We start from the raw sequence: 15822 nt of genomic DNA, 5'->3' as shown, positions 1-15822 counted from the left end.
GAGGCCAGGTCAGGCGGCCACTGCGGAGACGCACGCACGCGCCGCGGTGGCCCGGGCACCGACGCACCTGGGAGCGGCCCATGCTTCGGCGTCGTCCCCCGCGGTCGGCGAGCGCGGACGATCTGCTGACCACGCTCGGGCGGCTGACCGCCCAGGCGCGGGAAGGCGCCGAGAAACAGCGGGCCCGGGTCGAGCTCGCCGAGGCACTTCAGCGGGAGATGCTGCCTGCCGTGTTGCCGGGGACACCGGGGCTGCGCGCCGCCGCCACCTACGCACCCGCCCGGCACGGCCTGGACATCGGGGGCGACTGGTACGACGGCTTCCCGCTGCCCGACGGATCGCTCGCCTTCTGCGTCGGCGATGTGCAGGGCCATGACGTCGAGGCGGCCGCCTTCATGGGTCAGATCCGCTTCGGGCTGCGGGCCGTCGCCGGCCACGCCGCCGATCCGGGAGAGGTGCTGAGCCGGGCCAACGACCTGCTGCTCTCGGTCGACTGCGGGCTCTTCGCGACCTGCACCTTCGTCCGCTTCGACCCGGTCGCCTGGGAGCTGACCAGCGCCCGCGCCGGCCATGTACCCGGAATCTGGGCCACCACCGACGGCCGGTCCGGCCTCGCCGATGACCCCGGGGGCCTGCCACTCGGCATCGTGCCGGGGGAGAGGTACCCGGTCACCCGCCACCGGTTCGCCACCGCGGGAGCGTTCGTGATGCTCACCGACGGGGTCGTCGAAGGGCCGTCGTTCCCGATAGAGGCCGGGCTGACCCAGGTGACCCGGCTGGTCAGCGCCAACGCCGACGGCGATCCGGCCACCGTGGCGGATGTGGCGATGAGCGTCGCCGAGTTCACCGGGCACACCGACGACTCCGCGGTGCTCGTACTGCGCTTCGACGCGGCGCCGCCCAGAGCCGGGTGAAGCGCGGCCCGGGCGCGCGTGTCGCGGACGGCGCCCGGCGGTCCGCGTTGTCTGATGGCTGATGTGGTGCGCACCGAGGAACTCCGCCGTCTCGCACCGGCAGCCCTGACGATCCTCGTGCTCGCCGGCGTCTACTACGGGACCGCACAGATCGGGCTGCTGGAGCAGGTGGTGATCGCGGGTGCCCGGGTCACACCGTTATGGCCGCCCACCGGCATCTCCCTGAGCTGTCTGCTGCTCCTGGGCCTGTGGACCTGGCCCGGCATCGCCCTCGGCACACTTCTGGTCGTCGCCTCCCTCAGCCCGCTCGATGTCTCGGTCCTCGGCATCATGGCGGGCAACACCCTGGCCCCGGTGTGCGCCTACCTGATGCTCCGTCGGGTGGGCTTCCATACCGGGCTCGACCGGCTGCGCGACGGGGTGGCGCTGGTCGCCCTCGGCGCCTTCGCCGGGATGCTGATCAGCGCGACGGTGGGCAGCGGAACGCTTCTCCTCAGCGGTGCGCTGCCGGCCGGCGGCTTCTGGCGGACCTGGGCGGCGTGGTGGGTGGGCGACGCCATGGGCATCCTCGTCGTCACCCCGCTCGTCCTCGCCTGCCGTAAGGTCCGGTGGCCGCAGGGCGTCCCCGCCTATCGGTGGGCCGAGGCCGCAGCCCTGCTGGTCGCTTCGGTCGCGGTCTCGCTGGTGGCGGTCACCAGCGAGCTCTCGCTGCTGTTCCTGGTTTTTCCGCTGATCGTGTGGGCGGCGCTGCGCTTCCAGCTCGCGGGGGCGGCGCCCTGCGTGCTGCTGGTGTCCGTCCTGGCCATCATGGCGGCGACGCGCCGCACCGGACCGTTCGAGGGCCAGAGCCTGCTGGAGGCGATGGTCAACCTGCAGGCGCTCAACACGTCCGCGGCGCTCACCGCGCTGCTGCTGTCGGCCATCGTCACCGAGCAGAACAGCATCCGTCGCAAGATCGAGCAGGCCTGCCGCGAACTGGCCGAAGTGGTGGACCGGCTCGCCCCCGGGGAGAGCCGGCGCCGATGGCCGCCGGAGGGGGAGGACGGCTGACCCGCCGCCCGCGTCCTCCCCGCGGTCAGCCCCGCAGCAGTTCCTCCAGGTCGTAGCCCACCGGCTCCTCCAACTGCGCGTAGGTGCAGCTCTCCGGCGTACGGTCGGGACGCCAGTGGCGGAACTGGGCGGTGTGCCGGAAGCGGCTGCCCTCCATGTGGTCGTAGGCGACCTCGCACACCCACTCCGGGCGCAGCGGCACCCACGACAGATCCTTGCCGCCGCTCCAGCGGCTGGGCCCGCCCGGCATCCGCCGCGACGCATGCGCCGCCTCGTCGGTCCACTCGCCCCACGGATGGCCCGAGACATCGTCCATCCGCAGCGGCGCCAGCTCGTCGACCAGCTTGCGCCGCTTGGCCATGGGGAACGAGGCGCACACCCCGACATGCTGCAGCTGCCCGGCGCTGTCGTGCAGCCCCAGCAGCAGGGACCCGACCACCGGCCCGCTCTTGTGCAGCCGGTACCCCGCGACGACGCAGTCGGCGGTGCGGGCATGCTTGATCTTGAACATGGCCCGGTCGCCCGGCCGGTACGGCAGATCCAGCGGCTTGGCGACCACCCCGTCCAGCCCCGCCCCTTCGAACTGCGTGAACCAGCTGCGCGCCAGCTCCTGGTCCGTTGTCGCGGGCGCGGTGTACACCGGTGCACGGGCCGGCCGCAGCGCCTCGACCAGGGCTTCCCGGCGCGCCGACTGCGGCTCGTGCACCAGCGCGGCGGAGTCGAGGGCCAGCAGATCGAAGGCGACGAGCGAGGCGGGCGTCCGCTCGGCGAGCGTACGGACCCGGGAGTCCGCCGGGTGGATGCGCTCCAGCAGCTCCTCGAAGTGCAGCCGGCCGTCATGGGCGATCACGATCTCGCCGTCGACGACGCAGCGCCGGGGCAGCTCGGCCCGGACCGCCCGGACCACCTCGGGGAAGTAGCGGGTGAGCGATTTCGTGGTACGGCTGGCGATCTCGATGTCCTCGCCGTCCCGGAAGACGATGACGCGGAAGCCGTCCCACTTGGCCTCGTACTGCATGCCGGCGGGAATGTCGGCCACCAGCTTCGCGAGCATGGGGGAGACCGGGGGCATGACGGGCAGGTCCATGTCCCGATCCTGCGGGCTGCGGACGGTTCCCGCGCGCCGGGCGGCCGGGCCCGCCGCCCTTCCGGCGCGCGGCGGCGCCGCACGGTACTTAACGTGGAGTCATGGCCGGAGCCGGAGCTGTCGAACTGGACGTCGCGGGGCGAAAGGTGCGCCTGTCGCACCCCGACAAGACGTATTACCCGGAGCGCGGCTTCACCAAGATGGACGTCGCGCAGTACTACCTCGCCGTCGCCGAGGGGGTGCTGCGGGGCCTGCGCGACCGGCCCACCACCATGCAGCGCTTTCCCGACGGCGTCGAGGGCGAGTTCTTCTACCAGAAGCGGGCGCCCAAGGGGATGCCGGACTGGCTGCCCACGGCCCGTATCGCCTTCCCGAGCGGACGGTTCGCCGACGAGATGTGCCCCACCGAACCGGCGGCCGTGCTCTGGGCGGCCAACCTGGGGTGTCTGACGTTCCATCCCTGGCCGGTCCGCCGCGGGGACACCGAGCACCCCGACGAGCTGCGGATCGACCTCGACCCGCAGCCCGGCACCGACTTCGCGGACGCCGTCAAGGTGGCCTTCGTCCTGCGCGAGCTGCTGGCGGAGCACGGGCTGCGCGGCTGGCCGAAGACCTCCGGCGGCCGCGGACTGCATGTCTATGTGCCGATCCAGCCGCGCTGGACCTTCACCGAGGTCAGACGTGCCGCGATCACCGTGGCGCGGGCGCTGGAGCGCCGGATGCCGGATCTGGTGACCTCGGCGTGGTGGAAGGAGGAACGCGGCGAGAAGGTCTTCGTCGACTACAACCAGATGGCCCGGGACCGGACCATCGCCTCCGCCTACTCCCTGCGCGCCCGCCCCCGCGCGACCGTCTCCACCCCGCTGCACTGGGACGAGCTGTCCGACGCCGCCCCCGAGGACTTCGATCTGCGGACGGTACCGCCGAGGTTCGCCGAACTCGGCGATCTGCACGCGGACATGGCGGAGCACGCCTTCGGCCTGGAGTCCGTCCTGGAGCTCGCGGACCGGCAGGCGGCGGACGAGGGGCTCGGCGATCTGCCCTATCCGCCCGACCATCCGAAGATGCCGGGGGAGCCGTCCCGGGTGCAGCCGAGCCGGGCCCGTAAGCGCTGAGGGCGCGCGCAGGCCGGCGCGTGGCGGTCAGTGCCGCAGCCCCCGTGACGACGTCCTGCCCGGGGCGCTCGACCGCCGTGGCGGCCGCCTCCCGCATCGCCTCCGAGTGGTCCGGCGTCCCCCGCTGCCGGTCGCGATGGCGATGTTGCTCGCCTGGACGGCACCGTTCGTCGTCTGGTGGCTGCTCGGTGTCGGGCGCCCCGGTGCGCTGACCCAAACGGCGGTACCCGCCCCGGCCGCCGCCGGACGGGACCGGCCTCGCCGTTCGCCTGCCGACGGGGCGGGCCCGCCCCGTCCCCGGCATGCGACCGGCCCGCCGGGGCGGGAACATTCCGCACGTGGCGCACGACAGGAACGCACCGGAGGCCCGGCGGGACGCCGGGGCAGGGGCGGCGCGGCGTCCCGAGAGCACCTCCGGCATCGACTACGCGGCGGTCTTCCAGGCGCTGCCGGGCGCCGTACTGCTGATCACCCCGGAGTTGGTGATCGCCGATGCCAACGAGGCGCTGCTGCTGCGGGCCGGGCGCGAACGCCACCAGCTGATCGGCCACTTCCTCTTCGAGGTCTTCCCCGACAACCCCGACGACCCCGACGCGTCCGGTATGCGCAATCTCCGGGCGTCCCTGGAGCGGGTGGTGGCCTCCGGGGTGCCCGACACCATGGCGCTGCAACGCTATGACGTCGAGGCGCCCGGCCGGCCGGGCGTGTTCGAGGAGCGGTACTGGAGCCCGGTCAATGCGCCGGTGCTCGACGCCGCCGGGCGGGTGCAATTGATCGTGCACCGGGTCGAGGAGGTCACCGAGATCGTCCGGGCCCGTGCCGGGGAACGCGGCGGCGGCCGGGAGCGGATGGCGGCCGAGCTCTCCACTCGCGCCCAGGACCTCCAAGAGGTCAACGAGCGGCTGCGGCAGGCCAACGCCCGGGAGCGGGAGGTGGTGCTGGCCCTCCAGGAGGCGATGCTGCCCGCGCCGCAGCACGTGGGGCATCACCGTGCCGCGGTGCGCTACCGCCCCGCGGTCGGTGCGCTCAACGTCTGCGGCGACTGGTACGACCTGGCCGAGCTGTCGGGGGACCGGATGGCGGTGGCCGTCGGCGACGTCGTGGGCAACGGGCTGGCTGCCGCCTGCGTCATGGGCCAGCTCCGCAGTGCGCTGAGCGCCGCCGCCCGGGTCGTCGGCGGGCCCGCCCGGGCGCTGGAAGTGCTGGGCATCTATGCGCGCTCGGTGGACGGCGCGGAATCCACCACCGTGGTGCAGGCATTCATCGACTGGACCACGCACACCATCGCCTACAGCAGCGCCGGCCATCCACCGCCGGCCCTGCTGCACCCGGACGGCACCGTGGAACTGCTGGACCGGGCGACCGACCCGCCGTTGGGCGCGCGGCCCGAGCATGTGGAGCGCCCCGAGGCGCGCGTGACCTTCGCCGACGACGCCGTGCTGGTCCTGTACACGGACGGGCTGATCGAGCGCCGCCGCGAGGACATCGACGTCGGTCTGGGGCGGCTGGCCGATGCGCTGACCCGGCACCGGGGCGCCGATGCCGAGGCGCTCGCCGACGCGCTGCTGGTGGAGCTGCTGCCGTCCGGCGGGGCGACCGATGACACGGCCCTGGTCATCATCCGGCTCTGACCAGGCCTTTCAGTGGTTCGCTTTACTGAATCATTGCCGCGACTGGAGCAATTCTTGGGGCCGTTGGAGTGGCTCTCCGTCGTGTCTGCAGGGTTTCCGGTGAGGCGCGGTACTCATCGAATGTCAGATTTCCTGCCACACAGGAGAAACGCAATGCGCAAGTTCATAGGCCGCTCCGTGGCCACCGCGGCCCTTGCCGCCGCTACCGTCCTCCCGCTCGCCGGCATGGCTTCGGCCACCCCGCAGGCGCCGGCCGCATCGTCAAACGGCGACCACCATGGTCGTCACGACCATGGTCGTCACCATCACCACCACTGGCACCACTGCTACAACAACGGCGGCTACAACGGCTTCAACGGCTTCGGCGGCTTCGGCGGCTTCAACGGCTTCGGCGGCTACAACGGCCACAACGGCCACCACGACTGCGGCAACTACGGCTACGGCTTCGGGGGCTTCCCCTTCGGCCTGCTGGGCATCCTCTGACCGGCAGTAGCACTGACAGGCCGCCGCAGCCCTTGGCTGCGGCGGCTCGTCGCTGTCATGTCAGGGTGCCGGCCTCCTGCTCGGCCCGCCGGCGCAGCTCCTTCTTGTCCGGCTTGCCGGCGTCGGTGAGCGGCAGCGCCTCGACGAAGGTGACCCGGTGCGGTTCGTACATCGCACCGCGCTCCGCGCACACCATCTCGCGCAGCTGCTGCCCATCGACGTCGCTGCCGGGCACCCGTACCACCGCGGCGTGCACCCGCTCCATCCGGTCGGCGTCACGGACACCGAACACCGCGCTCTGCAGTACCTGCGGGTGCGAGTTCAGCAGGTCCTCCAGCTCGGTGGTGTACACATGGCCGCCGACCACGACGATCATGTCCTTGAGCCGGTCGACGATGGTCAAGTACCCCTCGTCGTCGAGGAATCCGATGTCCCCCGTGTGCAGCCAGCCGTCCCGCAGCACCTCGGCGGTCAGCTCGGGCTGCTTCCAGTACCCCTTCATGATCATGGCGGAGCGCACACAGACCTCACCGTGCTCGCCGGCCGGCAGATCGCGGCCCGCCTTGTCGCGGACCGCCACCTCGACGTCGGGCAGCACCTTCCCCGCCGAGCGCAGCCGGTCCGGGCGCTGCGGGTCGTGGTCCTCCTGGGTGAGCACGCTGATGCCGCCGGCCTCGTTCTGCCCGTAGAACTGTGTCAGCACCGGGCCGAACATCCGTACCGCGTCGGCTATCCGGGCCGGGGATGCCTGGCAGCCGCCGTACGTCAGCATCCGCAGGGTGGAGGTGTCGGTGTGCGGTGCGTCCGGGTGGTCCATCAGCTGATAGAGCAGCGGCGGCAGCAGGAGCATATCGGTGATGCGCTCCTGGGCGAGGGCGGCGAGCACCGTGCCGGGGTCGAAGTCGTCGAGCAGTACGACGGCGCCGCCCGCGCGCAGGGTCCTGTCGGCCATATGGCCCGCGCCGTGCGCGAGGGTGGTGCAGACCAGCTGCCGGCGCTCGTACCCGGGCTGCTGCGCCGATGCTCCGTGGCCCCAGCGCGTCTGCTCGAAGGTGGTGCAGATGCCCTTCGGGTGGCCGGTGGTGCCGCCGGTGTGGCGGATGGTGCACACATCGTCGGGCCGGGCCCGGCTCGCGAACGGCTCGTCGGACTGTCCGGCCGCCAGCTCCAGCAGATCCGCGTCCAGCTTCGCGGGGCCGAGTACGAGGACGTCCGGCACCGGCGCCAACTTGGTGACCTCGGCGGCCCGTTCGGCATACCGCGGGTCGACGATCAGGGCCCGGGTCTCGACATCGCGGACGATATCGGCCTGGGACTCGGCGGACAGCTTGTTGTAGAGGTGGTTGACCCGGGCGCCGATCAGATTGGCGGCGTAGCGGGCGGCGATGGTCTCCGGGAGGTTGCCGCTGAGCAGGGTGACGGTCGCTCCGCGGTCGACACCCCGGGCGCGCAGGGCGCGTGCCAGGCGGTGGACCAGTGAGCGGAACTCGCCTGCGGTGACGCGGCGGCCCTGGTGGACCAGGGCCTCGCGCGCCGGGTCGGCGCTAAGTGCATCGAGGTTCTCCTCCACGTAGGTACGGAATGTCCGGGCGGCGATGGGCATGATGTAGGGCTTCCTCCTGACGCCGGCGGGTGCGTGCGGGCACCTGCACCGGATGCTCGTTTAGTTGCTAGAGGCAACTAAAGCCAGGGTAGTCGCTGGAGATCAACATCTCCAAGCCGGAATTCCGGGTCCGGAGGGCGGGGTGGGGCATGATGGCCCGCCGGCCTTGGGGCGTATGGCCACTGCCTCGGCTACCCGCCCCGGAACCCCGGCCGGAATCATCGCCCCCAATATCGTCAACACGGTCGCCCACCTGGGAATCACGGCGGATAATGCTCCCTCGCGCACGGGACGCAGACGCCCTGCGGAACTCGCTCTCCCTGCGGGTCCGTCCCGTGTCGAGAGATGATGGGGAGCAACGGAAGCACAGCGAGAACCGGCCGATGTACGGAGAGCGCCACGGCTGTCGGTCTGCGATGACCGGCGGAAGGAGTGCCTGGATGGGTGCGACCGACGCGTTCCCCGAAGGTGCTGCCCCGGTGGGGGCCACACCGGGGCAGCCCGGCGGCCTGCTGGACGTGCTGGGCGTGGCCGCGGTGATGCTGGACGCGGACGGACGGATCACCCTGTGGAGCCCGCAGGCCGAGGCGCTGTTCGGCTGGACCGCGGAGGAGGCGCTGGGCCGGCCCGCCGCGCAGCTGCTGGTCGGACCGGAGCACTTCGATCTGGTGCTGGGACTGTTCTCCCAGGTCATGGCGGGCGGCGAGAGCTGGGCCGGGGTCTTTCCGGTCCAGCACAAGGACGGCAGCACACGGCTCGTCGAGTTCCGCAACATGCGGCTGCTGGACGAGCGCGGCGAGTCCTACGCCCTGGGCATCGCCACCGACCAGGCCGTACTGCGCCGGGTGGAGCGCGATCTGGCGCTGTCCGTCCGCCTGGTGGCCCAGTCGCCGATCGGCCTGGCGGTCCTGGACACCTCGCTGCGCTTCGTGATGGTCAACCCGGCGCTGGAGCGCATCAACGATCTGCCCGCCGACCAGCACATCGGCCGCGATGTCCGGGAGGCGCTGTCCTTCCTGGACACCGACACCATAGTGACCAGCATGCGCGAGGTCCTCGACACCGGTACGCCACTGCTCGACCAGTACACCGTGGGCCGCACCGCTGCCGACCCCAACGCCGACCGGGCCTGGTCGGTGTCGTACTACCGGCTGGAGGACCCCCACGGCCGGGTGCTGGGGCTGGCCACCTCCGTCGTCGACGTCACCGAGCAGCATCGCTCCGCCACCGAGGCCGCCCGCGCCCGCCGGCGGCTGGCCGTCATCGCCGACGCCTCCGCCACCGTCGGCACCACCCTTGACGTCGACCAGACCGCCCACGAACTGGCCGATGTGATCGTGCCCGAGCTGGCGGACATGGCCGCGGTCGACGTCCTCGACGCCGTACTGGACGGCCGGCGCCCGACCTCGCTGTCCCGCGGCGGCCCGGCCCGCTTCCGGGCGCTCGCCGTGTCCGCGGCCTACTCCACCGAAGCCGTCCGGGCCGCCGACCCCACCGGCCAGATCGCCTCCTACGAGGCCGACCGGCTGATCACCCGGTGTGTGACCGAGGCCCGTCCGGTGCTGGTCCCGCGGGTGAGCGCGGACGATCTGCCGCATATCGCCGCCGACCCGCAGGGTGCCGCGCTCCTCGGCAAGGCCGGACTGCACTCCTACCTCGCCGTGCCGCTGATCGCCCGCGGTGAGGTCCTCGGCGCGCTGTCGCTGTACCGCGTCCGCAATCCGCTGCCGTTCGACGAGGACGATGCGGTGCTCGCCGTCGAACTGGCCGCGCGGGCGGCGGTGTGCATCGACAACGCCCGGTCGTACCAGAGCGAACGCCGTACCGCGCTCACCCTCCAGCGCCATCTGATGAACCACCGGCCGCCGCAGCCCACGGCCATGGAGATCGCCTACCGTTACCAGCCCGCCCAGGCCGCCAGCGAGGTCGGCGGCGACTGGTTCGACGCCATCCCGGTGGCCGGCGACAAGACCGCGCTGGTGGTCGGCGACGTGATGGGCAGCGGTATCAACGCCGCCGCCACCATGGGCCAGCTGCGCACCACCGCCCGCGCCCTGGCCGACCTCGACCTCGACCCCGCCGAAGTGCTCCGCCACCTCGACCACATCGCCGTCGGCCTCGACCCGGCCTTCGCCACCTGCCTGTACGCCGTGTACGACCCGCACCGCATGGAGTGCCGGATAGCCGTCGCCGGGCATCTGCCGCCCATCGTCGTACGGCCGGACCGGGCGCCCGAGTTGCTCGAGCTGCCCACCGGCGCGCCGCTCGGGGTCGGTGGCGTCCCCTTCGAGCAGACCACGGTGCCGCTCCGCGAAGACGACCAACTGGTGCTCTACACCGATGGGTTGATCGAAACCCGGGACCAGCCCATCGACGCCCGCCTGGACACCCTCCTGGGACTGCTGGCCGCGCCCCAGCACGATCTGGAGGGGCTGTGCGACCGCCTCCTGGGTGCCCTGCGCGATGAGCACGACCACGATGACGTCGCGCTGCTCATCGCCCGTGTGCACGCGCACAAGGACTGACGGCACGGGCAGCGGTTCCGGCGGGATCGGCCATGGATCCGGCGGTTCCCCACGGGGAATCCGCACCACTCGCCCGGACGCGGATTCCGCTTAATTTCCACGATGGATCATGAATAAGCGTTTAGAGAGGCCTCTAAGGCTGCGGATTTCGTTGCCCGAGGGCCTTAACGAGACCTTGACGTGAGTCGTCGGCAGGGGTTTTATTCGGTCACCGAAGCGGGGCCTTTTGGATGCCGGGTCCGCACCGCTTCGCGGCGCTCTTCCCCCAAGCGCCACCCCTCCTGCCGCCCAGCACCGATGGGATACGGATACCGATATGCCCTACACGCCTGTTGCCTCCGCAGCACCTGAGCGGGACACCCGAAGCGCGACGGAGGGGGACGCCTCCACCACTCCCCAACTCACCCGGTCGATCGGTGTGGTCGGCGGCACGCTGCTCACGCTGTCCTGTCTGACCCCGGCGTCCTCGCTCTTCGTGATCGTGCCGGACTCCTTCGCCGGCCTGGGCACGGGCACCGCACTGACCATCGCCGTCGCGGCCCTGCTGTGCATCGGGGTGGCCTTCACCTACTCCGAGCTCGGCACCCTGATCCCCAGCTCCGGCGGCGAGTACGCCATGGTCGGCACGCTCATGGGCCGCCTCGCCGGGTGGCTGGTTTTCATGCTCTCGCTGATCGTCGTCATGATCGTGCCGCCCATCATCGCCCTGGGCACCGCCGAGTATCTGGCGCCGGTCGTGCAACTGGATCCGCAGTTCACCGCCGCCGGCGTGATGCTGCTGGCCACCGCGATGGGCCTGCTCGACCTGCGCGCCAACGCCTGGATCACCGGCATCTTCCTGGTGCTGGAAGTGGTGGCCTGCGCGGTCGTCGCCTTCCTGGGCTTCACCCACACCCAGCGCTCCGCGTCCGTGCTGGTGCACCCCGTGATCGACGCCGGAAACGGCACCAGCACCGCAGTCACCGCGGGGCTCATCGTGACCGGACTGGCCACCGCGCTCTTCATCCTGCAGGGCTTCTCCACCGCCGTGTACCTCGCCGAGGAGATGGACAACCCCCGCCGCAACGTCTCCCGCACCGTGCTGTGGACCCTCGCCATCGGCGTGGCCGTCGTCCTGATCCCCGTGGTCGCGATCACCCTCGGCGCCCCCGACCTGAAGACGCTCGGCGCCGGTGACGTCGCCGGCATGGTGCAGGACTGGAGCAACTCGGGCATCGGCACCTTCGTCAGCCTCTGTATCGCCCTGGCGATCATCAACGCGGCGATCGTGATGGTGATCCAGAACTCCCGCGTGGTCTTCTCCTCGGCGCGCGACGCGGCCTGGCCGACCGCCGTCAACCGCGTCTTCTCGCACGTCGGCCGGCGCTTCGGCTCCCCCTGGGCGGCCACCCTCGCGGTGGGTGTCCCCGGCGCGGCGCTGTGCTTCGTCAACCTCGACACCCTGAGCGAGGTCACCGGCGTGGCCGTCGCCGCGATGTATGTCTTCGTCGCCCTGGGGGCCCTGGTCTCGCGCCGTGGTGAGCACAAGCACCGGCCGGCCTGGCGGATGCCGCTGTGGCCGGCGGTCCCGGCGCTGCTGATCGTGGTGCTGGCGTGGGTGCTCTACCAGCAGAGCACCAAGAGCCTGGTCATCACCGGCGTCATCGTGGCCGTCGCCGCCCTGTACTGGGCGTGCTACCTGCGCCCGCGCCAGGAGACGCACTGGGTGATCTCGGTTCCCGAGGACGAGCAGGCCCCCGCCGAGAAGTCCGCCGGCTCGCTGCCCGTATAGCGCCGTAGAAGGCCGTAGAAGGCCGTAGAAGGCCGCAGAACCGCCCGCCCGGAGCTTGTGCCCGGGCGGGCCTTCTTCGTTACCGGTCGGAGAGCCGGGAGAGCGCGAGCGCGTCCAGGAGGAGGCATACGTGGTCGACGGCGTCCCGCCCGGCGGGGCCCTCGGCCACCGGTGCGTCGTCGAGCAGCCCGGCGGTTCCCCGCAGCAGGTTCAGCAGTCGCTCGGTCATCTCGGCAGCCGGTTCCGTGTGCGCAAGGACGGACCGGATCTGCTCGCCCGTGAGCGGCAGGCCGGTTTCGAGGAAGCGGAACAGCGCGACGGCGGCACGCCGGTCGGCGTCGTTCGGCTTCCACAGTCCGAGCGCGTGGTGGTCGATGAGCGCGGCCGCCTCGGCTCGGATCTCCTCGGGAACATGCATGCCCACGAACGTCTCATACCGTCCCGACGGCCCGGATGACGGCCAAGGCACCCCCAAGGGCGCCCGCGGGCCCCTTCCGGGGTCCCGCTGAACCGGGCTGACCAGGCACGTTGCGCCGGCGCTGAGCTCACCCGACCGGCAGCGCTTGATCAGGCAAGCGGCCGGGCCTGTGGGAAGAGTTACATGAACCATGCACGCCTTGGGCGATTTGTTCCCGATGGGGTGGCGGCCGGCGGCTGCCGGGTATGTCCTCTTCGTTGGAGAGGTTCCCATATGCGTAGCAGTGAAGCCTACTCGGGGGTCTTCCCGCCCTCTGGCGCCCGGCCGCGGATCACGGGATCATCCTCGGACAGCCCGTGAGGCCGCCCGGCCGGGCGGGTCATCGCGGACATGCCCTGGTGGCTGCTGCGCTCCGCATCGCGCAGGTCGCCCACCGTATGCGGGAGGTGTAGAAAGAGGACATGGCCGGACGCTACGGCCGCCCGCGTTCGGTTCTCAGGATGCGAACTGTCGCAGGCCAGGTCTTTCTCCTGCAGGTGGCGATCGTGGTGTTGCTCGTCGCCGCCGCCATTGCGGCACTTGTGCTGCAATCCCGGGCCGACGGAGACCGCGAAGCCCGCAACAGGTCCGTCGCCGTCGCTGAAGCCTTCGCGAACGCGCCGGGCATCGAGGCAGCGCTGAAGAGCGCCCACCCGACCGTCGTACTGCAGCCGCGGGCAGAGGCCGCCCGCAAGCGCTCCGAGGTCGACTTCATCGTCGTGATGAACACCCAGGGCATCCGCTACACCCACCCCATCGCCAACCGGATCGGCAAGAAGTTCGTCGGCACCCTGCAGCCGGCGCTGGCCGGCCGCGTGGTCACCGAGAAGATCACCGGCACCATCGGGCCGCTCGTCCAGGCCGTGGTGCCGGTCTTCAGCCACAGCGGCCCGGACAAGGGAAAGGTCATCGGGCTGGTCTCGGCCGGGATCACCGTCAACCGCGTGAGCGGTGTCGTCGACGACCAGTTCCCGCTGCTGTTCGGCGCCGCGGCCGGCGTCCTGCTGCTCACCACCGGGGGCACCGCACTGGTCAGCCGGCGGCTGCGGCGGCAGACCCACGGCCTCGGCCCGGCCGAGATGACCCGGATGTACGAGCACCACGACGCGGTGCTGCACGCCGTCCGCGAAGGCGTGATCATCGTGGCCGGCGACGGCTGTCTGCTGCTCGCCAACGACGAGGCACGCCGCCTGCTCGGCCTGCCGCCGGACGTCGAGGGACGCCAGATCGCCGACCTCGGGCTCGACCCCGCCACCGCCCATCTGCTGGCCTCCGGCCGGGTCGTCACCGACGAGGTCCACCCGGTCGGTGACCGTCTGCTGGCCGTCAACCAGCGCTCGACGGACCAGGCGGGCGGACCGCCCGGCAGCGTCACGACGCTACGGGACACCACCGAGCTCCGGGCGCTGACCGGCCGGGCCGATGTGGCCCGCGGCCGTCTGAAGCTCCTCTACGACGCCGGTACCGAGATCGGCACCACCCTCGACGTGGTGCACACCTGCGAGGAACTCGCGCAGTTCGGCGCCACCCGCTTCGCCGATATCGTCACGGTCGATCTGGCCGAGGACGTGCTGATCGGTGAGGAGCCGACGTCCCCCGGCGGCGCGGCCCTCGGGATGCGGCGGATCGCCTCCCGGGGCGCCCCGCCGGACAGCGGCCTCTACCCCGTCGGCAAGCTGATCCGCTTCGAGCCGGCCACCGCCCTCGGCGCGGGCCTCGCCAGCGGCAAAGCGGCGCTGGACGCGGATCTGACGGCGTTCGCCGGCTGGCATCTGCAGAGTCCCGAACGGGCCAGGAGGATCGTCCAGCACGGTATCCACTCGCGGATCGCGGTGCCGCTGCGCGCCCGCGGCGTCATCCTGGGCGTGGCCATCTTCTGGCGCTCGAACGAACCCGAGGCCTTCGAGGAGGAGGACCTCTCCGTCGCCGAGGAGCTGGTCGCCCGCGCCGCGGTGAGCATCGACAACGCCCGCCGCTACACCCGCGAACACACCATGGCGGTCACCCTGCAGCGCAGCCTGCTGCCCCGCGCCCTGCCGGAGCAGAACGCCGTCGAGGCCGCCTATCGCTATCTGCCCGCCCAGGCCGGACGTGGCGGGCTCGGCGGCGTCGGCGGCGACTGGTTCGACATCATCCCGCTGCCCGGCGCCCGGGTGGCGCTCGTCGTCGGCGACGTCGTGGGGCACGGGCTGCATGCCGCCGCCACCATGGGCCGGCTGCGCACCGCCGTCCACAACTTCGCCAATCTGGACCTGCCGCCCGACGAGATCCTCTGGCACCTCGACGAGCTGGTCACCCGCATCGACCAGGACGAGGGCGCGGAGGAGGCCGAGGGCTCGGTCACCGGAGCCACCTGCCTCTACGCCATCTACGACCCGGCCTCCGGGCACTGCACCATGGCGCGCGCCGGGCACGTCCAGCCCATGCTGCTGCGGCCGGACGGCACCGCCGAGATCGCCGATGTGCCCGGCGGCCCGCCCCTCGGGCTCGGCGGCCTGCCCTTCGAGACCTGGCAGGGGCAACTGCCCGAGGAGAGCCGTCTGGTGCTCTTCACCGACGGCCTGGTCGAGGACCGGAACCGGGACCTCGACGAGGGCATGGCGCTGCTGAGCCGCACACTGGCCGATCACCCCGGCCGGACACCGGACGAGACCTGCGAGGCGGCGCTCAGCGCGCTGCTCACGGAGCGGCCCAGCGATGACATCGCGCTGCTGGTCGCCCGCACCCGGGTGCTGGACACCGCGCATGTCGCCGACTGGGACGTGCCGCCCGATCCCTCGGCGGTGGGCCAGATAAGGGCCGCGGCGGTCCGCAAGCTGGTCGAGTGGGGCCTGGCGGAGGAGGCGTTCACCGCCGAGCTGATCCTCAGCGAGCTGGTCACCAACTCCATCCGGTACGCCGCCGGTCCCATCCGCGTACGGCTGATCCGCGACACCTCACTGATCTGCGAGGTCTCCGACCGCAGCAGCACCTCACCGCACCTGCGGCAGGCCGCCACCACCGACGAGGGCGGCCGTGGGCTCTTCCTGGTCGCCCAATTGGCCGAACGGTGGGGGACCCGGTACACGACCAGCGGCAAGGTCATCTGGACGGAACAGGCCCTCACCGACCTGGATGTGGTCGCGGGGGAGGCCGACGGCGGGGATCCTTGAGCTGACGGATGGATGAGCTCGGGGGCTCCCAGCG

At 71.7% G+C, this 15822-nt stretch carries 11 protein-coding genes; 8 read left to right on the top strand and 3 right to left on the bottom strand.

Annotated features, from left to right (window positions below; genetic code table 11):
- The first annotated feature begins 80 nt into the window (after window positions 1-80).
- Both SLV14N_RS03140 and SLV14N_RS03135 read left to right on the top strand, forming a co-directional pair.
- Entirely contained in the window at window positions 81-914 is an 834-nt protein-coding gene (locus tag SLV14N_RS03140) for a PP2C family protein-serine/threonine phosphatase (RefSeq protein WP_208679620.1), read from the top strand.
- A gap of 63 nt (window positions 915-977) precedes the next feature.
- Complete coding sequence (locus SLV14N_RS03135; protein ID WP_208687668.1) at window positions 978-1964, top strand: MASE1 domain-containing protein; 987 nt, start codon at window positions 978-980, stop codon at window positions 1962-1964.
- Window positions 1965-1989: 25 nt separating this feature from the next.
- Here SLV14N_RS03135 and SLV14N_RS03130 read toward each other — a convergent pair whose 3' ends face one another.
- A complete protein-coding gene (locus SLV14N_RS03130) occupies window positions 1990-3051 on the bottom strand; it encodes an ATP-dependent DNA ligase (protein WP_208679619.1) in 1062 nt (353 codons plus the stop codon).
- A 101-nt stretch (window positions 3052-3152) separates the two neighbouring features.
- Between SLV14N_RS03130 and ligD the strand changes: the two genes are divergently transcribed.
- The 3 genes from ligD (at window position 3153) to SLV14N_RS03115 (ending at window position 6280) form a co-directional block, all read left to right on the top strand.
- On the top strand, window positions 3153-4166 hold the full coding sequence (gene ligD / locus SLV14N_RS03125) for a non-homologous end-joining DNA ligase (protein WP_093635384.1): 1014 nt from the start codon (window positions 3153-3155) through the stop codon (window positions 4164-4166).
- A 419-nt stretch (window positions 4167-4585) separates the two neighbouring features.
- Window positions 4586-5797, top strand: a complete 1212-nt coding sequence (locus tag SLV14N_RS03120; protein WP_263273009.1) for a PP2C family protein-serine/threonine phosphatase — start codon at window positions 4586-4588, stop codon at window positions 5795-5797.
- 153 nt (window positions 5798-5950) lie between these two features.
- Window positions 5951-6280 carry a hypothetical protein gene (locus tag SLV14N_RS03115; protein ID WP_263267917.1) on the top strand — a complete coding sequence of 110 codons (330 nt, stop codon included), beginning with the start codon at window positions 5951-5953 and terminating at the stop codon, window positions 6278-6280.
- 55 nt (window positions 6281-6335) lie between these two features.
- On the opposite strand, the gene SLV14N_RS03110 is transcribed toward SLV14N_RS03115, so the two are convergent.
- The gene (locus SLV14N_RS03110; RefSeq protein ID WP_263267916.1) at window positions 6336-7883 is read right to left on the bottom strand and encodes an AMP-binding protein; all 1548 of its coding nucleotides are present in this window, start codon (window positions 7881-7883) and stop codon (window positions 6336-6338) included.
- A 440-nt stretch (window positions 7884-8323) separates the two neighbouring features.
- Between SLV14N_RS03110 and SLV14N_RS03105 the strand changes: the two genes are divergently transcribed.
- Window positions 8324-10408 (top strand): SpoIIE family protein phosphatase, encoded by a 2085-nt coding sequence (locus tag SLV14N_RS03105; RefSeq protein WP_208679615.1) that lies wholly within the window; start codon window positions 8324-8326, stop codon window positions 10406-10408.
- Between the two features lie 316 nt (window positions 10409-10724).
- Window positions 10725-12179, top strand: a complete 1455-nt coding sequence (locus SLV14N_RS03100; protein ID WP_259670087.1) for an APC family permease — start codon at window positions 10725-10727, stop codon at window positions 12177-12179.
- A gap of 79 nt (window positions 12180-12258) precedes the next feature.
- Here SLV14N_RS03100 and SLV14N_RS03095 read toward each other — a convergent pair whose 3' ends face one another.
- Complete coding sequence (locus tag SLV14N_RS03095; protein WP_208679614.1) at window positions 12259-12597, bottom strand: hypothetical protein; 339 nt, start codon at window positions 12595-12597, stop codon at window positions 12259-12261.
- 461 nt (window positions 12598-13058) lie between these two features.
- On the opposite strand from SLV14N_RS03095, the gene SLV14N_RS03090 reads away from it, so the two are divergent.
- Entirely contained in the window at window positions 13059-15788 is a 2730-nt protein-coding gene (locus SLV14N_RS03090; RefSeq protein ID WP_263267914.1) for a SpoIIE family protein phosphatase, read from the top strand.
- Window positions 15789-15822 lie beyond the last annotated feature (34 nt).

Origin of the sequence: Streptomyces sp. Je 1-4 4N24, from assembly GCF_026239515.1 — a bacterium.
Taxonomy (GTDB): Bacteria; Actinomycetota; Actinomycetes; order Streptomycetales; family Streptomycetaceae; genus Streptomyces; species Streptomyces nigrescens.
Note: the sequence above shows the minus strand (reverse complement) of the source record. Positions and strands in the feature narration are given on the sequence as shown.